This is a genomic window from Streptomyces rishiriensis (genome assembly GCF_030815485.1).
Taxonomy (GTDB): domain Bacteria; phylum Actinomycetota; class Actinomycetes; order Streptomycetales; family Streptomycetaceae; genus Streptomyces; species Streptomyces rishiriensis_A.
In genome coordinates this window covers 473,235-497,477 of record NZ_JAUSWV010000002.1, presented here as the reverse complement: position 1 = coordinate 497,477, position 24,243 = coordinate 473,235, and the positions used below count along the sequence as shown (strand labels likewise).

Annotated in this window: 28 protein-coding genes and 1 pseudogene; 9 read left to right on the top strand and 20 right to left on the bottom strand. The window is 70.0% G+C overall.

Features of this window, described 5'->3' with window-relative positions; translation table 11 throughout:
* Positions 1-224: 224 nt before the first annotated feature.
* The gene (locus QF030_RS04575; RefSeq protein ID WP_307161350.1) at positions 225-518 is read left to right on the top strand and encodes a hypothetical protein; all 294 of its coding nucleotides are present in this window, start codon (positions 225-227) and stop codon (positions 516-518) included.
* 361 nt (positions 519-879) lie between these two features.
* Positions 880-1,413, top strand: coding sequence for a 2'-5' RNA ligase family protein (locus QF030_RS04570; RefSeq protein WP_307161349.1), 534 nt, complete (start codon positions 880-882; stop codon positions 1,411-1,413).
* A 212-nt stretch (positions 1,414-1,625) separates the two neighbouring features.
* On the opposite strand, the pseudogene QF030_RS04565 reads toward QF030_RS04570, so the two are convergent.
* The 3 genes and pseudogenes from QF030_RS04565 to QF030_RS04555 all read right to left on the bottom strand — a co-directional run.
* Positions 1,626-1,712 (bottom strand): annotated as a pseudogene (locus QF030_RS04565) (IS5 family transposase); the annotation flags it as partial.
* Between the two features lie 41 nt (positions 1,713-1,753).
* On the bottom strand, positions 1,754-2,335 hold the full coding sequence (locus QF030_RS04560) for a cadmium resistance transporter (RefSeq protein WP_444875787.1): 582 nt from the start codon (positions 2,333-2,335) through the stop codon (positions 1,754-1,756).
* A 457-nt stretch (positions 2,336-2,792) separates the two neighbouring features.
* Entirely contained in the window at positions 2,793-3,437 is a 645-nt protein-coding gene (locus QF030_RS04555) for a TetR/AcrR family transcriptional regulator (RefSeq protein WP_307161347.1), read from the bottom strand.
* A gap of 166 nt (positions 3,438-3,603) precedes the next feature.
* On the opposite strand from QF030_RS04555, the gene QF030_RS04550 reads away from it, so the two are divergent.
* Complete coding sequence (locus tag QF030_RS04550) at positions 3,604-4,566, top strand: zinc-dependent alcohol dehydrogenase family protein (protein ID WP_307161346.1); 963 nt, start codon at positions 3,604-3,606, stop codon at positions 4,564-4,566.
* Positions 4,567-4,682: 116 nt separating this feature from the next.
* Here the strand turns inward: QF030_RS04550 and QF030_RS04545 are convergent, their stop codons facing one another.
* Positions 4,683-5,978: an MFS transporter gene (locus QF030_RS04545; RefSeq protein ID WP_307161345.1), complete on the bottom strand. Its 1,296-nt coding sequence runs from the start codon at positions 5,976-5,978 to the stop codon at positions 4,683-4,685.
* On the bottom strand, positions 5,975-6,511 hold the full coding sequence (locus tag QF030_RS04540) for an ArsR/SmtB family transcription factor (RefSeq protein ID WP_307167464.1): 537 nt from the start codon (positions 6,509-6,511) through the stop codon (positions 5,975-5,977). Before QF030_RS04540 ends, QF030_RS04545 begins: the two co-directional genes overlap by 4 nt.
* Positions 6,512-7,084: 573 nt before the next feature.
* Between QF030_RS04540 and QF030_RS04535 the strand changes: the two genes are divergently transcribed.
* A complete protein-coding gene (locus QF030_RS04535) occupies positions 7,085-7,897 on the top strand; it encodes a hypothetical protein (RefSeq protein ID WP_307161344.1) in 813 nt (270 codons plus the stop codon).
* A 287-nt stretch (positions 7,898-8,184) separates the two neighbouring features.
* On the opposite strand, the gene QF030_RS04525 is transcribed toward QF030_RS04535, so the two are convergent.
* The 6 genes from QF030_RS04525 to QF030_RS04500 form a co-directional block, all read right to left on the bottom strand.
* Positions 8,185-9,384, bottom strand: a complete 1,200-nt coding sequence (locus tag QF030_RS04525; RefSeq protein WP_307161343.1) for a PP2C family protein-serine/threonine phosphatase — start codon at positions 9,382-9,384, stop codon at positions 8,185-8,187.
* A gap of 520 nt (positions 9,385-9,904) precedes the next feature.
* Complete coding sequence (locus QF030_RS04520) at positions 9,905-10,945, bottom strand: LLM class flavin-dependent oxidoreductase (RefSeq protein ID WP_307161342.1); 1,041 nt, start codon at positions 10,943-10,945, stop codon at positions 9,905-9,907.
* 90 nt (positions 10,946-11,035) lie between these two features.
* Complete coding sequence (locus tag QF030_RS04515; RefSeq protein WP_307161341.1) at positions 11,036-11,407, bottom strand: DoxX family protein; 372 nt, start codon at positions 11,405-11,407, stop codon at positions 11,036-11,038.
* A 90-nt stretch (positions 11,408-11,497) separates the two neighbouring features.
* On the bottom strand, positions 11,498-12,349 hold the full coding sequence (locus tag QF030_RS04510) for an SDR family oxidoreductase (protein ID WP_307161340.1): 852 nt from the start codon (positions 12,347-12,349) through the stop codon (positions 11,498-11,500).
* A 27-nt stretch (positions 12,350-12,376) separates the two neighbouring features.
* Entirely contained in the window at positions 12,377-13,018 is a 642-nt protein-coding gene (locus tag QF030_RS04505; RefSeq protein WP_307161339.1) for an NAD(P)-dependent oxidoreductase, read from the bottom strand.
* 86 nt (positions 13,019-13,104) lie between these two features.
* Positions 13,105-14,043: an NADP-dependent oxidoreductase gene (locus QF030_RS04500; RefSeq protein WP_307161338.1), complete on the bottom strand. Its 939-nt coding sequence runs from the start codon at positions 14,041-14,043 to the stop codon at positions 13,105-13,107.
* Positions 14,044-14,143: 100 nt separating this feature from the next.
* Here QF030_RS04500 and QF030_RS04495 point away from each other — a divergent pair, with 100 nt between their 5' ends.
* Positions 14,144-14,851, top strand: coding sequence for a TetR/AcrR family transcriptional regulator (locus QF030_RS04495; RefSeq protein ID WP_307161337.1), 708 nt, complete (start codon positions 14,144-14,146; stop codon positions 14,849-14,851).
* A 271-nt stretch (positions 14,852-15,122) separates the two neighbouring features.
* On the opposite strand, the gene QF030_RS04490 is transcribed toward QF030_RS04495, so the two are convergent.
* On the bottom strand, positions 15,123-15,350 hold the full coding sequence (locus QF030_RS04490) for a hypothetical protein (protein ID WP_307161336.1): 228 nt from the start codon (positions 15,348-15,350) through the stop codon (positions 15,123-15,125).
* Between the two features lie 26 nt (positions 15,351-15,376).
* Here QF030_RS04490 and QF030_RS04485 point away from each other — a divergent pair, with 26 nt between their 5' ends.
* On the top strand, positions 15,377-15,922 hold the full coding sequence (locus QF030_RS04485) for an SDR family NAD(P)-dependent oxidoreductase (protein ID WP_307161335.1): 546 nt from the start codon (positions 15,377-15,379) through the stop codon (positions 15,920-15,922).
* 172 nt (positions 15,923-16,094) lie between these two features.
* Here the strand turns inward: QF030_RS04485 and QF030_RS04480 are convergent, their stop codons facing one another.
* Positions 16,095-16,976, bottom strand: a complete 882-nt coding sequence (locus QF030_RS04480) for an NAD(P)-dependent oxidoreductase (protein WP_307161334.1) — start codon at positions 16,974-16,976, stop codon at positions 16,095-16,097.
* A 96-nt stretch (positions 16,977-17,072) separates the two neighbouring features.
* Here QF030_RS04480 and QF030_RS04475 point away from each other — a divergent pair, with 96 nt between their 5' ends.
* Both QF030_RS04475 and QF030_RS04470 read left to right on the top strand, forming a co-directional pair.
* The gene (locus QF030_RS04475; protein ID WP_307161333.1) at positions 17,073-17,447 is read left to right on the top strand and encodes a winged helix-turn-helix transcriptional regulator; all 375 of its coding nucleotides are present in this window, start codon (positions 17,073-17,075) and stop codon (positions 17,445-17,447) included.
* A gap of 49 nt (positions 17,448-17,496) precedes the next feature.
* Positions 17,497-17,709, top strand: a complete 213-nt coding sequence (locus QF030_RS04470; RefSeq protein WP_307161332.1) for a hypothetical protein — start codon at positions 17,497-17,499, stop codon at positions 17,707-17,709.
* A 34-nt stretch (positions 17,710-17,743) separates the two neighbouring features.
* Here the strand turns inward: QF030_RS04470 and QF030_RS04465 are convergent, their stop codons facing one another.
* Entirely contained in the window at positions 17,744-18,175 is a 432-nt protein-coding gene (locus QF030_RS04465) for a hypothetical protein (RefSeq protein WP_307161331.1), read from the bottom strand.
* Between the two features lie 392 nt (positions 18,176-18,567).
* Positions 18,568-19,161 carry a DUF4291 domain-containing protein gene (locus QF030_RS04460; protein WP_307161330.1) on the bottom strand — a complete coding sequence of 198 codons (594 nt, stop codon included), beginning with the start codon at positions 19,159-19,161 and terminating at the stop codon, positions 18,568-18,570.
* Between the two features lie 299 nt (positions 19,162-19,460).
* Between QF030_RS04460 and QF030_RS04455 the strand changes: the two genes are divergently transcribed.
* Positions 19,461-20,066 carry a dihydrofolate reductase family protein gene (locus QF030_RS04455; protein ID WP_307161329.1) on the top strand — a complete coding sequence of 202 codons (606 nt, stop codon included), beginning with the start codon at positions 19,461-19,463 and terminating at the stop codon, positions 20,064-20,066.
* Between the two features lie 164 nt (positions 20,067-20,230).
* Here QF030_RS04455 and QF030_RS04450 read toward each other — a convergent pair whose 3' ends face one another.
* From QF030_RS04450 to QF030_RS04430, 5 genes are all read right to left on the bottom strand, one after another.
* The gene (locus QF030_RS04450) at positions 20,231-20,920 is read right to left on the bottom strand and encodes a type 1 glutamine amidotransferase domain-containing protein (protein WP_307161328.1); all 690 of its coding nucleotides are present in this window, start codon (positions 20,918-20,920) and stop codon (positions 20,231-20,233) included.
* 90 nt (positions 20,921-21,010) lie between these two features.
* Positions 21,011-21,607 carry a TetR/AcrR family transcriptional regulator gene (locus tag QF030_RS04445; RefSeq protein ID WP_307161327.1) on the bottom strand — a complete coding sequence of 199 codons (597 nt, stop codon included), beginning with the start codon at positions 21,605-21,607 and terminating at the stop codon, positions 21,011-21,013.
* 182 nt (positions 21,608-21,789) lie between these two features.
* Positions 21,790-22,392 carry a DUF305 domain-containing protein gene (locus tag QF030_RS04440; RefSeq protein WP_307161326.1) on the bottom strand — a complete coding sequence of 201 codons (603 nt, stop codon included), beginning with the start codon at positions 22,390-22,392 and terminating at the stop codon, positions 21,790-21,792.
* Positions 22,368-23,738: a DUF1996 domain-containing protein gene (locus QF030_RS04435; protein WP_307161325.1), complete on the bottom strand. Its 1,371-nt coding sequence runs from the start codon at positions 23,736-23,738 to the stop codon at positions 22,368-22,370. Before QF030_RS04435 ends, QF030_RS04440 begins: the two co-directional genes overlap by 25 nt.
* A gap of 9 nt (positions 23,739-23,747) precedes the next feature.
* Positions 23,748-24,077: a galactose-binding domain-containing protein gene (locus QF030_RS04430; protein ID WP_307161324.1), complete on the bottom strand. Its 330-nt coding sequence runs from the start codon at positions 24,075-24,077 to the stop codon at positions 23,748-23,750.
* Positions 24,078-24,243: the final 166 nt, after the last annotated feature.

Sequence of the window (24,243 nt, the reverse complement as noted above, 5' to 3'; positions counted from 1 at the left end):
ACGCCAGTTGCCGGTGCCGGCCGGGCGATGCGCGAGCCCGCCCGGCGCCTTCTTCGTGTACGGGAGTCATGGCCACCGACGACTCGCCCGTCTCGCCTACCTTGTACTCCTGCCGGCTCCGCACCTCACCGACGGCTGGTGGACATCGGTGAGCCGCTTGCAGATCACGTCCTCCGTCCCGACCGGTGCCCACGACTGTCCGTCGGCGCTCGTAGGATGCGTGGATGCCCAAGCCGATTCGGATGAGCCGCCGCACGTGGATTGCCGCGTGGGCGGTGCTGTGCGCGGTCGGCCTTGGCGCCACCGCCGAACTCAACGCGTCCTCGACCCCCGACCCGCAGCCGGAACAGCCCGTCAGTGCCGAGTGCGCCGAGTACATCGCGGACATCGAGGGGCAGTTGGCCAAGGCCGAGCGGGAAGGCGAGGGAGACGGCGTGCTGGCCTTCTCACGAGGCGGCGTCGGCGCCTCGGGCGACTGCCTCGACGAGCTCCGCGACCACTTCGGTGGCGATCGGTGAGACGCGGAACGTGGCTCGCTGCGACAGCAGGGCTGACCTGCGTCGGTGCCCTGACGACCATTGCCGTGGGCGCCGCGTCACAACCGGAGCCGCGGCTCGCGCCGCCGCGGGTCTACTCCTCCTGCCTGGCGGCCGACACCGGCCCGATGCCTGCCGACGACGACCCGTGCGATGGCCGTTGAAGAACGACTGAGGGAGTGTCCGCCGCGTGATGGCACCCGCCGCTGAAGCCTGCATGAGGGCACCGAAGACGACTGCAGCGGGGCCGGGGCTGCGTGGAATCCCGGTGGGCTCCGCTGCCTGTGCCCCCTCGCCGAGCCGGAGTTCCTGTTGGTCCTGGCCTCGCCGGTAGGGTGCGGCGGTGCGCACGGTCGAGTTTTTGTTGGATGAGGCGGCAGAGCTGGCGGTTCGGGAGGCCTGGCGGCGGCTCGCGGACGCGGGGCTGCCCAGTCAGGCGCGCCACCGCTCACCGACCAACAGCCCGCACGTCACTCTGGCCGCTTGCCCGGAGCTGACCGCCCCGATCCGCTGGGAGCTCGCCGACGTGGCCGCCGCCCTGCCGCTCCCGGTGCGATTCACCGGCGTGGTCCGCTTCGAGAGACCCACCTCGGTGCTGGCCTGGGCGCTTGACCTCGACTCCGCGCTGGCCGACTTGCACCGTCGGGTGTGGGAGGCGGTGGCCTCGGACAGCCCGCCCGGGACTCTCAACCCATTTCATGAACCTGGGCGCTGGAGCCCGCACGTCACCCTCGGCCGTACCCGGCGGGCAGGTGCCTTCGTCGGCCGGCACGTTCCCGAATTGCTGCCGGCGCCGCCGCTGTCGGTTCGGCTCATCACGCTGCGCAGCTACGACACCGAGACCGGCGCCCTGGAGGTGCTGGAGGCACGCCCTTGAGCCGTTCCGACGCACGACCGGTCAGCGCCCCCGCCGAAGTGAAGCGAAACGAGCGGGGCGTACACCGTGAGATCCGGGGTCGGCGGCGGTGACTGCAGGGCGCCCGGCGGCTCCTGTGTCGCGCGGCTTTCGCCCTGGGCGGAGACGACGACGGGAGCGGGGATGCAGCGCCCGGCGGCCGGCTCGCGGTGCGTAGGCGGCGCGCGCCTGTGGATGGCGTCCATGATGTCGCGCCGGTCAGGCTCGGGCGGCCGGCCGAAGTCCAGGGCTCTACCGCGGCCTTCGAAGCGCCAGGCGGCAGCAGCCGCGGCTCTTCCTCGTCCGTGCGAGCAGCGCGGCCTCACGCCGCCGAGCCGAGGCCGAACGCGCCGCCCTCGATGAGGATCAGCAGCCCGATCCCGATCAGGACCAGCGGCAGCAGGATGTGACCCCACCGGGCGAGAAGCCTGGCGATGACCGGGCGGGTGGCGAAGAACTTGCCCGCGAAGCACCAGACTGCCACCAGCACGAGGAACACCACGGCGTACACGCTCATCCCGCCGACACCCGCGGTGGCGAACACGGGGACGTAGACGCCGATGTTGTCACCGCCGTTGGCGAAGGTCACCGCAGCGACCTCCAGCGGGCCCGGCCCGCCCTCGTCGGCCTCGGCTTCGTCATCCTCCCCGGCATCGCGGTGGCTCTCCCAAGCCTGCCAGGCGGCTTTGAGACCAAGAACGAGCGGCAGCAGCCCGAGGTAGGGAATCGCCGCCTCGGGCAGGAACGTGGCACCGAACGCGGCAGCCACGGCCACAGCCAGAATCCCCATGAAACCGAGGTACTGACCGAGCACGATCCTGCGGGTCGCATTGTGCTGTCCGGCACCCTGGGCGAAGAACAACGCCAAGACCAGGATGTCGTCGATGTTCGTGACGGCGAACAACCCAGCCGCCTGCCCGATAACTCCCAGATTCACGAACCGGCCCGCTCCATCCGTAGGACAAGACCGGATGACCCTACTCGGGCCCGGGCCACGCACGACGTCGTCACCCCGCCGCCCACTCCAGTCCACGGCCGGCCAGCGCGGCAAGCTTGTCGACGGTCAGCTTCTCGCGCCTGCTCTTCCGGCTCCGGCGGCAGCGGCACGACACCGATCTCCTTCACAGCCCGCACTGTTCGCCCGTCAGCCCAGCTCGCTCGTGGTGGACCCGCCCGGCCGCCAGTGCCCTGGAACCGCTCGTCCGCCATGCTCCCCGATCGGGTTCGTGCACTGCCGTAGCGCCGTATAGCCCCGCGCCCAGTATGCCGCTCGGTGTCGATCACCTGAGCCTTTGCCAGCCTGCTGCGGCACCCGGCAAGGCTGTGGGCTGCGTGGATTGACAGACCTCGTGGCGGCGGGGTCACGGGGTGCTGGGCGAGCGCGCGAGCTGCAGGCGTGGTGCCGGCGGCAGCGGCGTAGGGGCTCCCGTCTCCGGCGCGGCGCGGAACGCCTCGATCACGTAGGCGGCGAAGCGGCGGGAGGCGGTGACCCGGGCGGCACGCGGCGCATCCTGGACGCCCCGGTGGGCCATGAGCATGAGGATCAGGTCGTCGACGACGAAGCCGGGGCGGAGCCGGCCGGTCTCCTGGGCGCGGCGGGCCAGTTCGGCGACCGCGTGCAGAGTCCGCTCTCGGTCGGCGGCGAAGTCCATGGCCTCGGGGAAGGCTGTCATGAAGGCGTCGGCGAATCCCCGGCTGTGCGCGTGGAGTTCGCAGATCCGCTCGACCAGGCCCCGGAATCCGCGCCACGGGTCCGTGTCCGTGAGAGCGTCGCGGACGGCGGCGTGGCAGGCCCGCCGCTGCTCGGCGAAGGTCTCCGAGATCAGGGCCTGCTTGGTCGGGAAGTGCCGGTACAGCGTGGCGGGGCCGACGCCCGCATGCCGGGCGACCTCGCGCATGGGCGCACCCAGGCCCTCCTCACCGAACACCGCGCGGGCGGCGTCCAGGATGCGGGCCCGGTTGTCGCGGGCGTCGGAGCGCACGGTCTGAGGCAAGTGGCTGGTCATCGTTTCTCACTTTAGCCAAACGGACGGGGGCGTCCGTTACGGTCCGACGACGGTGCTGCCGCCCCGCCCCCGCACTTCGCCGGTGATGCCTGCCATGGGGACGGGCCCGGCGCCCACGGCCGCAGCAACCGTGATCCGTCCCCTTATACCGACCCGAGGAGCAGAGATGAAAGCCGTCGTGATCAAAGCGTTCGGAGACCCCGATGGCCTGGAGGTCGTCGATGTTCCCGCGCCCGTTCCTGCCCCGGGGCAGGTGCGGCTCGCCACGGAGGCGATCGGGGTGGGCGGCGTCGACGCCGTGATCCGCCGGGGAACGCTCGCCGCCTACGGCTTCCGCGAGGGCCATCTCCTCGGCAGCGAGGTCGCGGGAAGCGTCACCGCGGTGGGAGAGGGCGTGGACGCCTCGTGGATCGGGCGGCGAGTGTGGGCGTTCACCGGCCTGTCCGGTGGGTATGCCGAGCAGGCCGTTGCCTCGGTCGAGGACATCCTTGCGTTGCCCGACGGCCTGACCGGCGCCGACGCGGTGGCTCTCGGCGGCTCCGGGGTGGTCGCCCACTTCGCCCTGGACAGGGCCCGTTTCAGGCCCGGTGAGACGGTCCTGGTGCGCGGTGCGGCGGGCAGCATCGGGATCACGACGGTCCAGCTCGCAGCCAGGGACGGCGCGGGCGTGGTGGCGGTCACCACCTCGTCGGCGGAGCGTGGCGCCCGTCTGCGGGCCTTGGGCGCGACCCATGTCCTCGACCGCTCCGGCGAGGGCGGCCCGGACGTACCGGCGGCCTTCGACGTGGTGATCGATGTCGTAGGGGGCCCTCAGCTTCCCCTTTTCCTGGACAAGTTGGACTCCAACGGGCGGTATGTGGCCGTCGGCGTGGTCGGCGGGCAGCCGCCGGCGGACTTCGGCATGCGGTTGATGGACGGCTTCCGCAGGTCGCTGTCGTTCGCCACCTTCAGCTCGGACACCGTGCCCGGCCCCGACCGGCAGGCCGTGCGGTCGTCCCAGTTCGCCGACGCTGCGCGCGGGGACCTGCGCACGGTCGTGCACGAGGTGCTGCCGCTGGCCCAGGCGGTGCTGGCCCACCGCAAGATGGACGCGGGGGAGGTGTTCGGCAGGGTGGTGCTGGTGCCCTGATCCGGGCAGGGACGGCGTTCGCGGCCCCGGGGTTTCCATGTGCCGGCCATCAGTCCTCGTCGTCCTCGGCGCCGGAGCCTTCCCCACGACTTGTTGTGGCGCCTTCGCGGCAGGCGTCACAACAAGTCGGGTGCACTCTCCTGGGCGGGATCCTTGGATGTCGGGTGCTCCGGACCGTCGGCCGGGGCGGCGGCACGCAGCGCCGCTTCGACCCGGCGGTTGCTGGTCATGGATGCCGTGACGGCCGTCATCGACAGGAGGAGGCCGGCGGCGGCGTAGAGGGGGGTGCGGATGTCGTAGGTGGTGGCCAGCCAGCCGCCGAGGAAGGCCCCCATGGGGGCGGCGCACATGGCCAGCATGCGGGAGGTGGAGGCGACCCGGCCCATGAGGCGGGCCGGGACGATCGCCTGCCGGAGGGAGGGCCCGAGCACCATCGTGGCGCCCATGCCGGCCCCGCAGACGGCGAGCGCCAGCCCGGCCACGTACGGGTTCGGCGCAGCGGCCAGGCCCAGGATGGCAAACCCTTCGACGGCGGCCGTACAGGTCAGTGCGGTGCCGGTGCCGAGTCGTCGGCCAAGGCAGGAGGCGATGCCGGCGCCGAGCAGGCCGCCGGTGGCCTCCGCCGTGAGGAGCAGGCCGAAGCCGTAGGTGTCGATGCCGAGCCGGTCGTGGGCGAAGAGGGCGAGGACGGTCTCCACAGCGAGGAAGGCGACGTTGCCGACCGCCGGGCGGAGCGCGAGCCCGAGCAGCAACCGGTCCCGGAAGACGTACGAGGCCCCGGCCCGCGCCTGCCGAAGCAGCGACTCGTGGACCTCCGGCACGGGCCGGGGCATGGCGGGAAGCGACCGTACGAGCAGTGCGGAGAGCATGAACGACACCGCGTCGGCGACCAGCGGAAGCGCCCGCCCGAGTGCGAGCAGGGCACTGCCCGCGGGCGGCCCCGCGAATCCGGACATGGCGGTCTGGGTGCCGCGCAGGCGGGAGTTGCCGCGCTCCAGGAGTGCGGCGTCGCGGCCGAGCAGATCGGGCAGATAGGCCGTGGCGGCCGTGTCGAAGAAGAGTCCGCCGAGGCCGAGCAGGAAGGCGACGGCAGCGAGCAGCGGAATGCTCAGCACGTCGAGCGCGGCCGCTGCCGCCGCTATCGCGAGCAGGACCGCACGCGCCGCGTCCATGACCCACATCGTGCGCCGGCGGTCCCAGCGGTCCACCAGAGCACCGCCGAGCACCCCGAAGAGCAGCCACGGCAGCGTCCCGGCGGCCGTGACGACGGCGAGGGCCATCGGATCCCGCGTCAACGTCAACGCCAGCAGTGGCAGTGCGGCATGCGACACCCCGTCACCGAGCGAGGACACCGTCTGCGCGGTCCACAGCCGTCCGAACCCGGTCCGCAACTTCCCCACATCCGCGGTCACTTGGCGCCCCCCTCGGCCTGCTCGCGCGGTGCCGGGTGGAACAGCGCGAAGACCAGTGACGCATCGGGCAGCGACGGATCGGACAGCTCCCGGTACTCGTCCGCCAGTGCCTGCAGCCGTGCGGCGAGCTGCGCGAACTGCTCCTCGGTGAGCCGCAGATGCGCCATCCGTACGTGCCGGTCATCCACCGGCGACGCCTCCAGGTCCGCCACCGCATGACGCATCAGCACATCCGGCCCACCCTCGCCCGGATCCGGCAGCGCGATCGCCCGCGCGGCCATGGCGTAGTACCGCTCGGTGACACCCCGCACCTTCCGCGTCCGTACCACCTTCACCAGGCCGGCCCGCTCCAGCAGCCGCACGTGATAGCTGGAACTCCCTTTCGCGAGCCCCACCTGCTCGGCGATCTGCGTGATCGTCGCCGGCTCGAAGCGGAGCACGGCCATGATCCGGTGGCGCGTGAGGTTGGAAACGGCGCGCAACTGGTCGTCAGTGGTGACGTGAAACGTCTCGGGAAGATCATCAGCAGGCATGCGAGTAATGGTCAACGATCCTTGACCATTACGCAAGGGGATTCACCGGGACCTCCAGAATCTGCCGTCCGGCGCGATGAGCTCGTACAGGTCGGGAGTGATCAACCGCAGCCGATACGGACCGTGCCGGGACCTGTTCGGCAGCACTCCACCACCTGCATGGTCGTCCCGGAACTCTCGAGCCCGATCAGTGCGGCAAGCAGCCAGTAGCCATCTACCGTCCACGGGCCGTGCGCAGAAGCGGAGTTGCTTGCTGTCGACCCACCCGAAACCCGTGCTCCTTCGGATCCGGGAGGAGGGCCGAAGGTTGATGAAGGTGCTTGCCTGAGCGCGGTGTCAGTGGGATCGGCGGGGGAGCCGGCGTAGGCCGTCTTGAGCCGGCCGGGCCACGGGTGGCGAACGCCGGTGTTTCTGAAACGCCAACTCCTCGTTGAGATCGGCTTCGTCATCGGCGTCGGACTCTCAGTGGACGGCGTTCAGGCCAGGTCCGAGCAGCGGGCTGCTGCTGACATGCCTTGACCAGCGGGTTCGTGTAGCTGAAAGTGGCCCTACTGATCGACTGGGGCGGGAAGCATGACACACCAGGATTACGCCGACCGCTGCGAGGAACTCTTCGCGGTGGGCGGTTTCACGAAGGTCCGGAAGCTGGCCGAATCCGGCTTGGAGGAACTCGGGCCCGATCCGGTGCTCTACCGGTGGCTCGGCCTCGCACATGCGGCGGAGGACGAGGACGATCACGACGCCGAGGCGGAGAAGGCTTACGAAGCCGGACTCGCACAGTGGCCCGAGGACCTCGGACTGCTCGTCTCCTACCTGGAGTTGTGCCTGCGGGCCGACGAGTGGACGTACCCCCGACGCAGCGCTCGGGCGGGCCTGCTCAAGGAGCGGATCGCCATGCTGGCTCCAGCGGGGTCGCCCGAGGCGGCACGGGTGGAGAACGCGCTCGGCTGGGCCGGGCGGGGCTACTGGCAGGACGTACGGGAAAGGACGGCCTCGGTGCGGGCCGAACGGGCCGCTCTGACATCCCACAGCGCAGATGTCGCCGAAGCGCTGGAGCAGGGTGGCCAGGCGCCTGCGCCTCCCGAGGATCTGCGGGCCGCCGAGGTGGCGGCCGCGCTGGAACTGCTGGCCGGCCCGTGGCGGGCCCCGCTCCGGTTCTTGGTCCGCTACCGGGTGGCCGCGTACGTCGCCACCTTCATGCTGGTCCTCGCCACCAACAAAGCGCTGGTGCTGAGCGGAACCGTTTCCTACAGCGTGTGGGGCTGGTTCTGGTACGCGCCCCTGCTGCTGGCCGACGCGAAACTCAAGCAGGCCCGGCGGCTGGCCCGGCAGCGGGTGATCGACGCGATGGAGGCGCGGCACGCCGAGACCGCCGCCGCAGGCTAGGACCTGCCCGACGGGTCGTATGAGCTGGTCAGGGCTGTGTCCTGCTGAGGTTCTCAGCGTTGCCTCTCCGGGGTGATGACGGCCTTGGCGGCTGACGTCATGCGAGGGGGGCTGATCCGGGATCTTCCGAAGATCCGCCAGGACTTCAGCAGTGCCATGCCCCGTTCGTCGGGTGCCCGGGATGTGGCCAGTGCCCGGGTGACCGTCTCGCGGGCCGGCCCCGCCGGCCTTTGCGCCGGTTTGACGGCGTGAGCCGCCCGACGGCGGATCGAACGACCCCGCCTGTTTCATCCCTCCACGATGCCTGGACCGTGCCATTCGCAGAACAGGACGGTGGCGTCGTCCTCCAGCCGTCCCTGGTGGTAGTCCATGACGGCGTGCATGAGACGGCGCAGGGTTTCCTCGACGGGCAGGTTGTCGGCGTGGTGGCGGATGATGAAGTCGGTGAAGCGTTCCACGCCGAATTCACGGCCGTCGGCGTCGCGGGCTTCGGTGATGCCATCGGTGAAGAGCAGCAGCCGGTCGCCTGGCTGCAGCTGCTCGGTGCACTGCTTGATCGGCAGGTCGAACTCGCTGCCCATCGGCCCGGCCGGCGGGCAGCGCAGCGTACTGGCCCAGCGGCCGTCGCGGATCAGCACCGGCAGCAGGTGGCCGCGGTTGACCCAGCTGAACTTGCCGGTGTTCAGCTCGAGGTCGGCGAGGATGCCGGTGACGTAGCTGCTGTGCCCGAACTGCTCGACAAGGGTGTCCTCGATGGCCTTGCTGGCTTCGGGGATGGTGGCGCCGACGCGGCGGTGGCTGCGGCAGGTGGACATCGCCAGAGCCGCGGTCAGGCCGGCGGAGGTGTCGTGGCCCATCGCGTCGAAGACCGCCAGGTGCAGGACGTCGTCGGCCATCGCGTACTCGAAGGCGTCCCCCGCCACCTGGTAGGCCGGTTCCATGAAAGCGCTGATCGTGACCCGCCGGTCGGCGAACGTCCGCGGCGGCATCAGCGCCCACTGCAGCTCCGCCGACACCCCCATCGGCCGGGTACGGATCAGCCGGGCGTGGGAGTCGCTGTTGGCCCGCTTGGAGACCAGCAGCAACCCGGCCACCGACGCCAGCGCCCGCACCACGTCCTCATCGGGCTTGCCCCCGTCGCCGGGACCGGGCTGGACGTGCAGGACACCAAGGCGCTGGGTGCCGTCGCGCACCGGCGCCCAGCAGGCCCCGCCGCGCGCCGGCACCGCGATCTCCGTGAGTTGGTAGGCGCGGCCCGGCAGAGTGCCCTCGATCCGGCACTCCTCGCCGCCTTCACCGGCGTCCAGGCCGATTCCGGTGACCTCACGCAGCACCTCCTCCTGCAGATCCGCCACGAACAGCCGCGCCCCGCCGGCACCGGCCTCCTTCGCCGCGGTGTCGAGAAGGCAGGGCAGCAACTCGAAGGGCGCCGTGTGGCTGGCCTCCAGCAGCCCGGCCAGCGCCCGTGCCAAGCCCTGCGCCGTCATACCAGCCTCCGCAACCCAGGGCTCATCAAGCCGACATCCCGCTCTTCCGCCATGACCTATTCCCCACGAGCGCAAGAACACAAGCGCGAGACCGCAAAGGCCCGTGAGCGTGAACCGACGAACACCTGCCACAGGGAATCACAGGGCTCGGCTCGAATGAGCGACCACCGGCGGGACCAGCCCACACCGGACCCTCGGCGCCAGCTGAAGACCGTTGCCCGACCGGGACGGCGTAGCAGGTGTGGCGGCAGCACGGGGTGGGGGCAGCGGTTCTGGTGCCGGACGAAGGCCGCCAGGAGAACGGCGGCCGCGCCGCAGTCCGTGTCGGAGGCGTCAGCGCCGGGCGATCGTTGCGGTCGCCCGATCACGGCGATCCTCGCGACTCCGACAGGCGGTTCCAACGGTTTCTGATCTCCGGACCACAGCCATGAACCCCGGACGAAGGAGTTCGGTGGCGAGGCCGGGTGGCTGAGGCTGTCGGGTCAGCCCCGTTGCCGCCTTTTCTGCCGAAAACAGGCCGTCAGCGCGCTGTCAGTTCGGTGCGGATCTGGGGGAGCACCTTGGTGCCGAGCAGTTCGATGCCGTGCAGGAAGTCGCGCTGGGGCATGCCTCCGACGTCCATCTGGAGGATCTGGCGGGTGTGGCCGAGCAGGCCGTGGAGGTGGAGGATGCGGTCGGCGATCTCGTCGGGGCTGCCGACGAAGACCATGCCCCCGGGGCCGAAGGCGGCGGCGCGGTCGGCGCGCCTCGGAGCCGGGCGGCCCAGTTCGGCCATGCCCTCAGCCATCATGCGATGTTCGTACTCCAGGTAGGTGGCGCGGGCTCTGGCGCCGGTGTCGGCGACGAATCCGTGGACGGCTACGGCGATGTCCGCCTGCTCGGACGGGTGGCCGGCCCGGACCCAGGCGGCGCGGTAGGCGCGGCCGTACTGGGCCCAGTGCTCGGGGGTGCCTCCGAGGATGCCGAGGAACATGGGCAGACCGAGTTCGACCGCCCGGTAGACGGAGTCGGGGCTGCCGCCGGTGCCCAGCCAGATCTTCAGGGGTACCTCGGGGCGCGGGAAGACCGTCGCGTTCTGCAGGGGACGCTTGCGGTGCGGGCCGTTGAAGGAGACGTTCTCACTGCCGTTGACGGCCATCAGCAGTTCGAGTTTGGAGGCGTAGAGCACGTCGTAGTCGTGCTCGTCGTGGTCGAACAGCGGGAAGGTGATGGTGGAGGACCCGCGTCCGGCGACCGTCTCGATGCGGCCGGGTGCGATGGCCGCGGCGGTGGCGAGCTGCTGGAAGACGCGGATGGGGTCGTCGGTCGACAGGACGCTGACTGCGGTGCTCAGCTTGATCCGGCTCGTGGAGGCTGCGGCGGCGTTGACGAGAGAAGTGGGCGAGGACAGCGGCATCGCCCGCATGTGGTGTTCGCCCACCCCGAAGTAGTCCAGCCCCACCTCTTCGGCCAGCTTGACGGCCTCCAGTACGTCCCGGACGGCCTGAGCGGTCGGTCCGCGACGGCCGTCCTCCAGGCGGGGGGTGTTGCCGAAGGAGTAGACGCCGAGTTCGAAGGTCATGACCGGTCCTGCGCTTTCCGTTGCTGAGGGCGGGCAGAGGTGCCCGCCGGGACGCGCCGTGTGGCACGTCCCGGTGACTGGGGCAGTGGGTCAGAAGCTGTAGGGGCCGAAGCGGCCCCAGGCGACCAGGGCGGCCAGGACGAGCAGGGCGGTGTTGAAGGCGATCGCGGAGGATTCCTTGCGGCGGGCGTGGGTGATCGCGGCGAGGACCATGACGACGGCCAGGCCGGTCGCGGCGACCGGCGTGAGAAGGGGTGCTATGCCGGTGGCCGCGGGCAGGATCAGGCCGAGCGCGGCGGCGAATTCGACGATGCCGATGAAGCGGACGGTGGCCGGGGAGAAGTCGGCGGCCCATGGCAGCTTCTCGGCGAGCTTGTCCTGGGGCTGGGTGGACTTCATGGCACCGGCCGTCGCGAACATCGCGGCGAGCACGGCCTGCACGATCCACAGGAAGACGTTCACTGGAGCGGGATCCTTCGGGAGAGCGGGGATGGGGGGTGACAGCGGCGCAGGAGACGCCTGGCCCTCTGCGCCGAACCGGTCAGAAGTTGGTCAGACCCAGGTGCGAAGGGTGGTGGCCAGCGGTTCGGTCCGGTGGCCGATGAGCTTGGCCAGGTCGCCAGGGGTGGGGGCCATGGCGCCGTCGCGCAGGTTGGCGTTGAGCGTGACCAGGAATGCGGCGGTGCCTTCGTCCAAGCCTGCGGCGAGGAGCTGCTCGCGCTCCTGCTCGGCGGTGAGCGGCCGGTAGCGCACCGGGGTGCCCAGCAGTTCGGCTGCGGTGGCGGCGAAGTCCTCGAACGTCCAGGCGGTGTCGCCGGACAGCTCGTACGCCTTGCCCTCGTGACCGGGCGTGGAGAGAACGACGGCGGCGGCTTCGGCGAAGTCCTTGCGCGGGGCGGTGGCGATACGGCCGGCGCCGACGCTGTTGGCGATGACGCCGCGCTCGCGGGCGCCGTTGAAGTCCTGCAGGTGGTTCTCGGTGTACCAGCCGTTGCGCAGGAACGTTGCGGGGATGCCGGAGCCGGTGACGAGTTCCTCGGTGGCCTTGTGGTCAGCGGCGAGTTCCAGGATCGTCGTCGGCGCCTCCAGACCCGACGTGTACACCAGGTGCGGCACACCCGCCTGGCGAGCGGCGTCGATCGCCCGACCGTGCTGAGCCACACGGTCACCCGGACCGAAGGAGACCAGGAGCAGCTTGCCGGCGCCGTCCAGCGCCTTGGCGGTCGCGGGGACGTCGTCCAGGTCGACGACGCCCGTGCGCACGCCGCGGCCGGCGATTTCGGCGAGGCGGGCGGTGTCGCGGCCGAGCGCGAGGATGTCGGCGGCGGGGACGCCGCGCTTGAGGAGGGCGTCGATGGTGAGGGCGCCGAGCTTGCCGGTGGCGCCGATGATCGCGAGGGTCACGGGGAGTCTCTTCCGGTGAATCGGGGGTCAGTTGCTGATGGCGGGGGCGCGGCCGACGTACGTGGCGTCGTCGACCTGGGCGGCGGTGAAGGCGGCGATGTCGGCTCGGCTGACGGCGAAGCCGAGCCTGTCCGTGCCGAAGAACCCCACTCGCACGCGGTCCTGCCGGGGAGTGTTCTTGGGGGCGATGAAGCGCACGACGGTCCAGTCCAGGCCCGAGCGCATGATCTGGTCGGTCATGCCGGTGATCTCGTCGTAGGCGCGGCGCATGAAGGTGCGGGGCAAGAAGGCGATGAGCCGGGTGGCCGGGGTGGGCTTCTCGCGCGGGTTGAGGACGGCGGGGGTGGCGTGGCCGATGTAGCGGCGCACACCGTGGTGCTGCATGGCGGTGAGGATGTGGCCGGTCCCGGCGACCAGCGGCAGGCCGGTGGCCTTGCGGTCCATGCTGGGGCCGAGCGCGCTGACGACGGCGTCCGTGCCGGCGACGGCCGAGTCGATGGCGACCTGGTCGGACATCTCGCCGACCACCACCCGCACCCGCTCACGCCAGGATCCGGGGACCTTGGCGGGGTTGCGGGCGTAGGCGGTGACCTGATGGCCACGCTCCAGAAGCTCGGTCACGGTCAGGGAGCCGATCGCGCCGGTGGCACCGAAGACGGTGATGTTCATACGGTTTCGTTCCTTCGGGGGGGGGAGGGTTCGGCGCGCCGCGGCGGTAGCGCCGCGAGGCCCCTGGGCGCGGGCGGTAGCCGGGGTCAGGAGCAGGTGACGCTGATCTTGCCGAGGGTCCCGGCACGGAAGGCGTCGAACGCCTCGGGCGCCTCCTGGAGGGAGAACGTCGCGGTGACGGGGACACGCAGCTCGCCGGCCGCGACCCGGTCGGCCAGCGTGGCGAGGGTCCGGGGGTTGGGGTCGGCCATGATCGGGTGGACGATGACACCACCGGTCCCGACGGCCTCCTGGGTCAGGCCGAGGGTGGAGGCGATCCGCCCGCCCTCACGCAGCAGCCCCGCCAACTGACCCGCGTCGCCCGCCAGGTGCAGCACCACGTCCACGCCTTCGGGGGCCAGCGCGCGGACCTGGGCGTCGAGATCCGCGGTGTGGTCCACGACTGCGATGTGCGCGTCGCTCAGCCCGGCGACGAAGTCGGCTTCCCGCCCGGGGCGGGCGGTGGCGATCACGCGGGCACCACGGGCGGCGGCGAGCTGCACGGCCAGCGCACCGACGCCTCCGGTGGCGCCGGATACGAGCACCGTCTCGCCCTTCTCCGGCGCGGCAGCGGCCACGCTGTTCAGCGCGGCGGTGCCGGCCAGCCCGAGCGCGCCCGCGTCCTTGATGTCCAGGCCCGCCGGGATCGGGGCGACGCCGTAGCCGGCGGAGACGGTGAGGTACTCGGCGAGGGCGCCGCTGCCGAGGTAGGGCTTCATCGCGACTCCGAAGACGGCGTCGCCGACGGCGATGCCGTCCACGCCTTCGCCGAGGGCCTCGACGGTTCCGGCGAAGTCCATGCCTACGACCAGGGGGAACCGGTGCTCCATCATCCCCTGCAGACGCCCGGACGTGACGGACAGGTCGAAGCCGTTGACCGAAGAGACCGCGACCTTGACCAGCAGCTCACCGGCCTCCGGCCGGGGAGTGGCCACCTCGGTCACGGTCGGAGCGGAGGGGACTTCGTTCAGTGCGACAGCACGCATGACAGGGAACCTCTCAGAAGTGGAACGGCCGACCCGTTTTCAGTGTCGTCAGCGTAACAACAGAAGTGGGCCGCCTGTTCCACTTGGGTAGGATGCATGCATGACCTCCTTCGCAGTCCCCGGAACCGCCCCGGATGAACAGCCCGGATCGGGGCTGCGCATCGATGCCGAACGCAATCGCGACCGCATCCTCGCCGCGGCCCGCCGCCTGTACGCACGTGAGGGACTCGGCGTCTCCATGTCCGCGGTCGCCCGCGAGGCGGGCGTCGGCAAAGCCACCCTCTCGCGCCGCTTCGCCACCCGCGAGGACCTCATCAACGCCGTCTTCGCCGACCGCATGGACGCCTACGCCGCCGCGGTGACCACCGCCCTGGACGACCCCGACCCCTGGCACGGCTTCACCGGCTACATCCACGCCATCTGTGCCATGCAGGCCGCCGACCGCGGCTTCGCCGACGTGCTGACCATGACCTTCCCCGCCGCCAAAGCACTGGAAGAGCGCCGAGCCGAGGCGTACAACGGGGTCCTCGAGCTCATCGACCGAGCACGCGGGACAGGCCACCTGCGCGAGGACTTCACCGACCGCGACCTGCCGATCCTGCTCATGGCCAACGCAGGCGTCGTCAACGCAGCCGGCGACGCCGCCCCCGACGCCTGGCAACGCCTGGTCGCGCACATGCTCCGCTCCTACGCCACCCCCGGCGCCCCGATACCGCCCCTGCCGGATGCGCCCGCACCCACCGCCCTCTATCGCGCCATGGTCCGCCTCACCCGACCCGGCGCCGACCACCTCGGGGAAAACCGCTGATCCCTGCCCCGTAGCGCTGAAGGGCGAGCGCACGAAAGCCCGGAGTTCTCCGCGACGGATCAGGGGCCCGTGCGATCACCGGCCGGCCGGCCCGTTCATCCCTCGGCGTTCGAGTCGTCGCGGGGGCAGCCACGTCCGGACCATGCGGGGCGCAGGCGCTGACCGCCCCGCTCGCCGTACAACGCGGCAGTAACGGCCCAAGGCGCAGCGAACGAACGGCCCAAGGCGCAGCGATCCCGCCGACCCGGCTGACCAAGAGCATCTGGCGCGATCAGGTGGCGTTGCTGCGCTCGCGTGAGGCGATACTCGCCGCTCCGGCACGGAGCATGGCCTCATACAGGGCGTCATCCCCGGGTGCGGCGGGCAGCGGGCCCCGCGCCGGGGCCTGGAACGACTGGATCACAAGAGCGACCAGGCGGCGCCAGGCGTCCGGGACGGTGCCGTCGGCCAAGGTGACGACACCGGCGTTGGCGACGAGCAGGAGCCGGCTGCCGAGCACCTGGAGGAGCGGCGCAGTGCCTGCGCATGCGGATGCGGATGGTCACGGCCGCAGCGTTCCCCGCAGACGTCCTCGACCGCGACGCGCTCACCCGGGCGCTCGAGGACGCCGCCGCCCACTTCGGTGGCATCGACGTCCTGGAGTACTCCCCGGTCGGCACGATGGGCTCCACCACCCTGACCACCCCGGCCCGCACCGAACCGGCCCACGTACAGCACGAGATGGAGTTCCAGCTGTACGGAGCGATCGCTGCCACCCAGACGTTGCTGCCCGCGATGCTCGAGGCCGAGGCGGGCACCCTGCTGTTCACCACGGGTGCCGGCTCCATCGACCCTGTTCCGCAGGTCGGCAACGTGAACGCCGCGGCGGCGGCGCTGCGCAACTGGGCGATCAACCTGCACAAGGAACTGGAGGGCACCGGCATCCAGGCCGCCCACATCGGCATCGACGTATCCATCGGCATGTCGGTCATCCCCGACTTCCCGACTGCCCAGCCCGAAGAGATCTCCCCGGTCTACTGGGACCTGCACACCACCAAGCGCGGCCAGGCCGAACTCGTCTTCAGCCGCTGACACCGCATTTGGTCCACCCACGAAGAGCGCCCACCCGCCCGTAGACCCCCTTCTCGGCAGGCCGCCACTCGGCGTCAGTACCGAGGTGCGGGCGGCGTCAGGGCCGCGAAGGCCGGCTCCGCGGTGACGGAGAGATCGTCCCGTGCTCGCTTCTGGGGCGGCAGGTGGCCGGTCAGCGCACCAGCAGGTCGATCACGCCCGTCAGGTCCTCCTCGCCGCTGCCCTCGGCCAGGCGGCGCCGCATCAGCTCGAAGTAGGGACTGAGCAGTTCCGGGCTGACCCCCTGCTGCTCGGCGGTGCTCACGAAGGTCGGAGTCCCGGCCACCTGCATGGCGAGGTTAGAGACGACATGCTGGGTGTAATCACCACTCCGCAGCTGGTCGGCGGTCCGGTGAACCGCCGGGGCCATCGCGATGAGCCAGTCGGCGAGCAGCACGGCGAGCGCTGCCGGGTCGATGTCCTCCTTGCGGATCAGGGCGAAGGCGTGCGCTGACCCGGCGAACATCCCGTACATGGCGCTGAGCAGGGCCACGTCGTGCAGGGCCGCGAAGCCCGCGTCCTCGCCGACGTAGGCAGTGCCGACCGGGACGCCGAGGGTCTGCTGGTGCCGCTCGAACAGTTCTGACGAGCCGCTGTAGAAGACGTAGCCGCCGGCTTCCGGGACTCCGATCATTGGAGGGACGGCCATGATCCCGCCGTCCAGGTAGCGGGCACCGCGTTCACGGGCCCACTCGGCGCGGGCGCGAGCCTGGGCAGGGGTGCTGGTGGTCAGGTTGACCAGGTCCCTGCCGGCCAGGTCGGCGCCGGCCAGCACCTCGTCGACCGCGGTGTCGTTCAACAGACAGACGACGACCAGAGCGTTCGCTGCCACCGCCTCGGCGGCGCTGTCCGCAGCCGCCGCCCCCTCGGCGGCGAGCGCCGTGGCACGGGCCGGGGTGCGGTTCCAGACGGTGACCTGATGGCCGGCGGCTAGCCAGGTACGGGCCAGCGCGGTCCCCATCGCGCCCAGGCCCAGCAGCGTGACGGGAGTCTTCTCAACAGTGTTCTGTGTCATGCCGATTAGGCTGGTCACAAGTCCGGAGGTGATCAAGTACGCACTTCGTGGTGGGTGGTTACCCCGGGGTGAGCGAGCACGTCGGAAGGGTGGGGCATGACAACGCTGAACCGGCCGGGCACACCAGACGGACACGTCTGCGGGATCGACACCGCGATGGAGGTGATCGGTGGCAAGTGGAAGGTGCTGATCCTCTGGGCGCTCCACGAGCACCCCTGCCGTCGCTTCGGCGAGCTGCGTCGACTGCTTCCGGGGATCACCGAGAAGGTCCTGGCCTCGCATCTGCGGGAGCTGGAAGCGGACGGTGTCGTGCTCCGCGTCTCCTACGACGAGGTACCGCCCCGCGTCGAGTACTCACTGACCGAGGACGGCAAGCGCCTCAACGGCGCACTCCAGCCGCTGGCCGCCTGGGGTCGCGAGCGGCCGACCGGTCGAGGACTGCAGGAGAAGCCGGCCCCGGGTCTGCTGTGAACGTGCTGGTCGTCGCCACTCCTTGATGGTCGACCAACAGGGTGGCGTCATGGCGGACAGCGAGACTTCGTATCGAGTGGCCACCGCCCGGCGGCGTTTCAGCCATCACGGCGCCGAGATCTCCCTGCTGCGCGACCTCTACCGCTGGAGGACGAAGCCGCACCGCGCCGAATATGACTTCCCGGCAACCGGCAACCGGCAACCGGCGACCGGCAACCGGCAACCGGCGATCGGGCTTCGGAAATGTACGTGGACTCGCTGACGTCCGTGGCTGCGAGCTTCAGTGAAATCGCGCCCTAGAGTTCGAAGTCCCTCGCGGTGTCGTTCCAGCTGAGGCTGCGGAGACCGTGATCGGCCTTCTCACCTGACGGGATGTCGGGAGTGTCCTGGAACCACACGACGGTCAGTGCGGAGTAATGCAGCACCGACTCTCGTTCGGGATCGATCGGATGAGAGCTGAACGAGCCAACGCACGTGACGGCAGGCAGCAGTTCGACGGGTCCGAAGCCACCAGCAGGTAGGTCCGGCAACTCCCGGACCGGCGCGACCAGGTGCACCGGCACCGAGGGACAATCCTTCTCGACGCTCCTCAGCAGGTGCTCCAGCTTGCGATCGTTCCAGCGCCGGAACGGGTATCCCTCCAGCATTCCGCCATACGTCGAAGACAGTCGCACCTCCGAGAGTTCGATCGAGCGGCCTGAAGTGAGAACAACGTGCGCCAGTGCCATGGCCCACAACCTATCGGCGCAACAGGACGACTTCTGGTTCCCCGGCGCCGAGGCATGGGTTGGCCCGAAGTCGCAGCCTGCCATGGAGGGAGAGGGCGGCCAGGCACCAAGGCCGTAGTACGTGGCGTACCCGGCTGAGTGCACTGCGGCCGAAGAATTCTCGAAGCCGCCGACCGCTTCACAGCGGAGCAACCGGAGCATCCGGTGCAGTGCGGCTTCTCGGGTGGTCGTGGCCCCACTTCGCGCGGGCCGGTCAGCGTTGAGTGACGCTGCCGTTGCTGTGCTCTCGTGTCTTCGCGACGCCGACCGGGCAGGACACGCCGGCCCCCCCCTGATCCCGTTGTGCCGGGGGACCCATCGGCCGCGGTACGGCTGTCGGGTGAGCCGGCTCGTCATCCCGTGAGGTGGGCAAGAAGTTCGCCTCCGACCGGGTAGGGGCGTTCCTGGGGCAGTAGCCGGGCAGCGGAGTGCAGGTCACCCTCGCCGACAAGGGCGTGGATCTCGTGGGCGAGTGGGGTCACGTCGCGGATGGAGAGCGTCCACTCGTCCGCGTAGCGTCGTACGGCCTCACCGGAGAGGCCGAGTTGCAGGGACCGGTACGGCAGGGGCTGCAGGCGCAGGTCCCGCTCGGGATCCCACTGCACGCGAGCGGGCGCGGTCTTCAACTGACGCTGCCAGGTGGTTCGGTCGGGGTGCACCCCGCGGACGTAGCTCGACAGGCACGCGTGGCGCAGCGCCCACTCGAAGCCGTCACGGCTGATCTCCACAGCGAGGACGGTCTCCTGCCCTGTCTTCGTACCCCAGCCGCAGCGGTACATCATCCACAGGAACGACGGCTTGATCCACGTCATCCGGTCCCGCTGCCAGGTGGTGGGAAAGCGGCCGTCGAGTGCGGCGGGCAGGCCGATCCTTGGTGCGTATGCCTGGTAGACCGTCACTGTGGTGGCCGTATGGAGGGCGCGGATCTGATGCTTGGGTTCTGACACGGTGACCAGATTCGGTGCTGCGTGCGCTCCGCGCCATCGAATATCAGGCCCGATGAACTCGTTGAGCTTTGAATGGAGACAGGTATCTCGGACCCGTCCTCGGTGGAGGCGAGGCGCTGTCCGTGCCGGAGCCGGTGAGGGAGGTCGGCATGAACACCTCACCTTCGCCGTCTCGACGGCGTCGTTGAGGGATCAGGGAGGACGGGCGAAAGGGCGGGAGCCCGGCGTCGGCGCGCGGACGTTCCATCGATGAGTTTCCGGCGGTGGTGCCGTCTACCCGTCGACGAAGGGAGCGCACCATGCGCAAGATCATTGTTTGCACGTTCCTGACGCTGGACGGCGTCATGCAGGCGCCGGGCGGTCCGGACGAGGACGCTGAGAGCGGCTTCGAGCACGGCGGCTGGCAGAAGCCGGTGGCCGACGACGAGGTCGGCGCGGCCATCGCCGGATGGTACGAGCACTCCGACGCGATGCTGCTCGGCCGCAAGACGTACGACATTTTCGCGTCCTACTGGCCGACCGCCGATCCCGGCAACCCGTTCACCGCCCGGATGAACAGCATGCACAAGTACGTGGCGTCTCGGACCCTGACGTCCGTCGAGTGGCAGAACTCCACGCTGCTGGAGGGCGACATCGTCGATGCCTTGCGCAAGCTGAAGGCGTCCGACGGCGGCAACATCAACGTCGTCGGCAGCGGTGACCTCGCCCAGACCCTCATGCGGCACGATCTCGTCGACGAGTACCGGCTGACCATCCATCCGGTGATCATCGGCACCGGTAAGCGGCTGTTCGCCGACGGAGTGATCCCCGCCGCGTTGGAGCCGGTCAGCGTCTCGACGACGAAGGGCGGCACCATCGTCGGCGTCTACCGGCCGAACGGCAAACCCAGCTACGACAGCTACTGAGCGGCTTCTTTCCGCCACGCACGGAGCAGAGAAACGGCGCCCGGGACCGGCGATCGATGCCACCCGTGACACCAGTGATACCCGTATGCGTTCGCATCGGAGCGGCCCGGAGGCCGCCCAGAGGCGAACGGATACGGGGACTCTGGTGCGAGGCAGGGAGCCTGTCAGGCGTTGACCGTCGTGGTCAGCTTGATGAGGGCTTCGGCTGCGGGGCCCGAGGACGCCGGGTTCTGGCCGGTGATCAGAAGGTCATCCTGTACGACGTAGGGCTGCCAGTCGCCGATCTTGGAGTAGACGCCGCCGAGACGCTTGAGTTCGTCCTCGACGAGGAACGGGACGATCTCCGTGAGTGCGACGCCCTCCTCCTCCGAGTTGGTGAACCCGGTGACCTTCCTGCCCTGCACCAGTGGCGTGCCGTCCTCGTCGACCGCGTGGCGCAGGACGCCAGGAGCATGGCAGACCAGTGCGAGCGGCTTGCCCGAGCGCAGGGTGGTCTCGATCAGGCGGGCGGAGTCGGCGTCCTCGGCCAGGTCCCACAGCGGACCGTGGCCGCCAGGGTAGAAGACGGTGTCGAAGTCCGCCGCGGAGACGGAGTCCAGGCGCACGGTGTTCGTGAGCGCCTCGGTCGCCTGCGCGTCGGACTCGAACCGGCGGGTCTGCTCGGTCTGGAAAGCGATCTCGTTGCTCTTGGGGTCCAGCGGCGGACGGCCGCCCTTGGGGGAGGCCAGGGTGATCTCCCAGCCGGCCTCCTGGAAGTGGTAGTAGGGCGCCGCCAGTTCCTCCAGCCAGAAACCGGTCTTGCGGCCGGTGTCGCCGAGCTCGTCGTGCGAGGTGAGAACGATCAGGACCTTCATGGTGCTCTCCTAAAATAGACCAGTCGTATATGAACTGGCGAGAAAAACGGCCCCCTCCTGCGGTTCGCGGAGGGGAAGCGCGCACTGTTCCTACAGGTGCAGGAGTCGGCGGGTCATCGCCGTAGTCGCTTCGAGGGGTTCGACGCTTCGATGGATCTTGGTCATGACGCTGGCGCCGAGCCACATGTCGTAGAGGATCTGTGCTGTTTCGCGCGGCCCGCCGTCGACCGCGATCGATCCGTCCGTGAGACCAGTGGTGATGGTCCGCTCGAGGCGGTCGATGATCGCGCCTGTTCCCTCCTTGAGCGCCAGCCGCATGGGCTCGGACAGGTCGGAGACCTCGGCTCCGAGCTTCACGGCGAGGCACTTGCCCTGGCAGTCGTCGAAGCTCTGGGTTTCCCGCCACAACTGCCAGTAGGCCATCAGGCGCTCGGCGGCAGACTGGCCGGGGTGCGCGAGAACGCGGTCCATGTCGGCGAGATATTCGTCGAAGTAGCTCTTCAGCAGGGCTTCGCCGAAGGCGTCCTTGGAGGGGAAGTAGTGGTAGAAGGACCCCTTCGGCACGCCGGCCTCCGCGAGCACCTCGTTGAGGCCGACCGCGGAGTAACCCTTGTGGGCCATGATCCGCCGGGCGGCGTCGAGGATGTTCCGACGGGTGTCGGTGCTGCGCGTTGTGGTGGCTGGCATGTTCTATATCCTACCCCGGATTAGACCAGTCGTCTAGACGTTGAGGTGATGGTGAGGATCGGCTGCCCCCGCACGGCTGAAGCTTGGCTGCCCCCGCACGGCTGAAGCGGCGCGGGGGCAGCAAGCGTCACGCCTGCTGCAGTGTGCCTGGCTTTTGGCCGTCAGTCCCTGCTGCCGTATCCCTACGGAACGCTTGTCGGCGGTGAGCCGTCCGATGCCGCAGGCGCAGCCGGGCGCAGTCGGTCGAGCCAGGAGATCTGTTCGGCCGTGCTCCGGGCGATGGCCGCGGCCAGGTCCTTCGCCTTGGCGGCATGCCCCTGGGTGCGCTCGCCGGCGCAGAGCATTCGGGACTGTGTGAGGTGAGCGCGCAGGGCTTCGTTGAGGATCCGGTCGAAGGCCTGACCGGTCGCGGTGCCCGCCCTTTCAAGGGTGTCGAGGCTCACCATGCCAGGCATGTCGTGCCCCTCGTGGGGGTGGCTGTCGGGGATCCCGGAGAGTTCCAGCAGATCGCGCAGACGGACCAGGTTGTCACGCAGTCGCAGAGCGGTCTCGGCTGCCAGTGCCGCCAAAGCTGTGTCTCCGTCGCGTGAGGGAGCCAGACGGGTCAGAAGCTGCGCACGCTCGTCCATGGGGATCATCAACTGGATCCATGCGGTGTCGGTGGCGTTGAAGGCTGTTGCCGGCGGCGTGCCGGCTGTCGGCTGCGTGGTGCAGCCGACAGCCAGCAGGGCCATAGCCAAGGCGCATACCGACCGCAGGATCAGAAGGTACCGGCGGAGTTGCACTTGGCCTTCTGAGTGATGCAGTCCTTCACGCGCTGGCCGAGGGCCGCGTTGTCCCAGGCGTTGAAGAAGTCGCCGTGGATGGACGATGCCATGCCCGAGGCCAGCCGAAAGCCTGCGGCGCTCCCGCTGGTCGGGTAGCTGAAGACGAAGGAGATGTTGGGGATGGCGACCGGGTAGGCGCCGCTGCACTTGCCGTTGTACGTGAACGCGACGTGTGACTTGTGGTCGGGACTGTCCAGGTTCTTGCCGTCCCAGCAGTCAGGGAAGACGAGTTGGTGGGTGAGGTGGGCTTTCGGGGCGCAGACCGGCCAGTTGCCGTCGGTGCTGCGGCCGATCTCGCCGCCCTCGCCGGAGCACCAGAACTGGCCGGTTGACCCCGCGGGGGTGGGCGTCTGCGCCTTCGCGTCTCCCGCGATCATGCGGAACCCCTCCGGGAAGGGAACGGTTGCCGAGGGGTCGTCGATCCGGGAGCCGTAGTAGACGATCATGCCCTCCGGCTCGACGGCCCTGTCGCCCTCGTAGAGGGTGGGGATCCAGTACGCCGAGAGGTCCTTGGCGGGAGTGCAACTGGTAGGCGTGTTCGCCAGCAGGGACTGGGCCGTGGAGAACGCGTCGGTGCTCCTGTTGCCGAAGAAACTGTGCATGTGGGATGCGCCGGGAAGGCCCGGCAGGACGATGGGGTCGTCCTGCTTGGAGTGACTGTAGGTGCAGGTGGCGTTGAACTCCGGTACCCGGACCACGCCGGCGGGCACTGCGGCCGGCGTCATGGCGCGGAACTGGGTCAGCTGGGCGTTCCACTTGGCCTGATCGACAGGTACCCATCCGGCCGCCGCGCCGTCTCCCTCGCCGACGAAGGAGAACCAGTTGACATTGACGAAGTCGCCCGGTTCCGTGCTGCGCAGCACGGCGAACACCGTCTGCGAACCGGTTGGGTGGCCGGTGACGTCGGTGGCCCGGGTCACCCAGTTCTGCCAGCCGCCGGTCGGAGCGACCTGCACGACCGCGAGCAGCGGACCGGTCAGGCTTGCGGTGCGCAACTCCACCGTGCCCGAGCCGACGGCGGAAGCGACCCGGGCCGAGACCGTCAGGCGGCCGGTGGGGCCGAGGTCGACGTTGTCGAAGCGCATCCAGTCGCCATTGGCGAGGAACGCCGCGTTCTGTCCGCCTCCGGTGTCCGCGGTGGCCTCCAACACGATGCCGGACTGGGCGGTGTAGGACTCGGCCTGGACCGTGACCGTGGCGGCCTGCGCGGGCTGGGTCGAGACAGTCAGACTCAGGGCAGCGGCCAGCACGACCACGAGAAGGCCCACTAACAGCGTGTACAGATGGACGGGATATCTGCGCATCTCACTTCCTCACGTGCGTCGGGTGCGGGGAGGGGTGTTCCCGGAGAGCGGGAACTGAGCGGTGGAACGTGCTTCGGACGTGCGAAGCAGGTGTCCCGGGCCGCTTCGAAGGGTGGGGCCGCCGGCGCCTGTCGCCGTCCGGTGGAGGACCGTCGATGTCCGGGCGTCGTCCGACACCTCGATCCTGAACGGTTCGGCGTACGCGGCTTCCCAGGTGAGCGCGGTTCGGCCGGCCTCGGCCGCGGTCTCGAGGTCGACCTGCGTCCGCTGCGGATCGGCGAAGGCGCCGGACCACCGGGCCCCGGGGGCGCCGTCGACCGCGCTCCGCGCTCCGCGCAAGGAAGGCTCCCTCGGTGCTCAAGGCGGTGGCGGGCTTGTCCTGGGAGAGCAGGACCTCCGCTGCCTGAGCGGCTGGGGCCGGGAGAGCGGTGTACGTGAGCGGTGAAGCCGCCATGGCAGAAAGGAGGCCGAAGCGGCGCAACAGTGTTTGCACGGGCGACTCCTC

What these genes read in the sequence shown, in the direction of transcription:
- QF030_RS04575 (WP_307161350.1), top strand. Translation starts at nt 225, where the DNA reads ATGCCCAAGCCGATTCGGATGAGCCGCCGCACGTGGATTGCCGCGTGG.
- QF030_RS04555 (WP_307161347.1), bottom strand. Translation starts at nt 3,437, where the DNA reads ATGACCAGCCACTTGCCTCAGACCGTGCGCTCCGACGCCCGCGACAAC.
- QF030_RS04550 (WP_307161346.1), top strand. Translation starts at nt 3,604, where the DNA reads ATGAAAGCCGTCGTGATCAAAGCGTTCGGAGACCCCGATGGCCTGGAG.
- QF030_RS04540 (WP_307167464.1), bottom strand. Translation starts at nt 6,511, where the DNA reads ATGCCTGCTGATGATCTTCCCGAGACGTTTCACGTCACCACTGACGAC.
- QF030_RS04535 (WP_307161344.1), top strand. Translation starts at nt 7,085, where the DNA reads ATGACACACCAGGATTACGCCGACCGCTGCGAGGAACTCTTCGCGGTG.
- QF030_RS04525 (WP_307161343.1), bottom strand. Translation starts at nt 9,384, where the DNA reads ATGACGGCGCAGGGCTTGGCACGGGCGCTGGCCGGGCTGCTGGAGGCC.
- QF030_RS04520 (WP_307161342.1), bottom strand. Translation starts at nt 10,945, where the DNA reads ATGACCTTCGAACTCGGCGTCTACTCCTTCGGCAACACCCCCCGCCTG.
- QF030_RS04505 (WP_307161339.1), bottom strand. Translation starts at nt 13,018, where the DNA reads ATGAACATCACCGTCTTCGGTGCCACCGGCGCGATCGGCTCCCTGACC.
- QF030_RS04500 (WP_307161338.1), bottom strand. Translation starts at nt 14,043, where the DNA reads ATGCGTGCTGTCGCACTGAACGAAGTCCCCTCCGCTCCGACCGTGACC.
- QF030_RS04495 (WP_307161337.1), top strand. Translation starts at nt 14,144, where the DNA reads ATGACCTCCTTCGCAGTCCCCGGAACCGCCCCGGATGAACAGCCCGGA.
- QF030_RS04485 (WP_307161335.1), top strand. Translation starts at nt 15,377, where the DNA reads ATGCGGATGCGGATGGTCACGGCCGCAGCGTTCCCCGCAGACGTCCTC.
- QF030_RS04480 (WP_307161334.1), bottom strand. Translation starts at nt 16,976, where the DNA reads ATGACACAGAACACTGTTGAGAAGACTCCCGTCACGCTGCTGGGCCTG.
- QF030_RS04475 (WP_307161333.1), top strand. Translation starts at nt 17,073, where the DNA reads ATGACAACGCTGAACCGGCCGGGCACACCAGACGGACACGTCTGCGGG.
- QF030_RS04470 (WP_307161332.1), top strand. Translation starts at nt 17,497, where the DNA reads ATGGCGGACAGCGAGACTTCGTATCGAGTGGCCACCGCCCGGCGGCGT.
- QF030_RS04465 (WP_307161331.1), bottom strand. Translation starts at nt 18,175, where the DNA reads ATGGCACTGGCGCACGTTGTTCTCACTTCAGGCCGCTCGATCGAACTC.
- QF030_RS04455 (WP_307161329.1), top strand. Translation starts at nt 19,461, where the DNA reads ATGCGCAAGATCATTGTTTGCACGTTCCTGACGCTGGACGGCGTCATG.
- QF030_RS04450 (WP_307161328.1), bottom strand. Translation starts at nt 20,920, where the DNA reads ATGAAGGTCCTGATCGTTCTCACCTCGCACGACGAGCTCGGCGACACC.
- QF030_RS04445 (WP_307161327.1), bottom strand. Translation starts at nt 21,607, where the DNA reads ATGCCAGCCACCACAACGCGCAGCACCGACACCCGTCGGAACATCCTC.
- QF030_RS04435 (WP_307161325.1), bottom strand. Translation starts at nt 23,738, where the DNA reads ATGCGCAGATATCCCGTCCATCTGTACACGCTGTTAGTGGGCCTTCTC.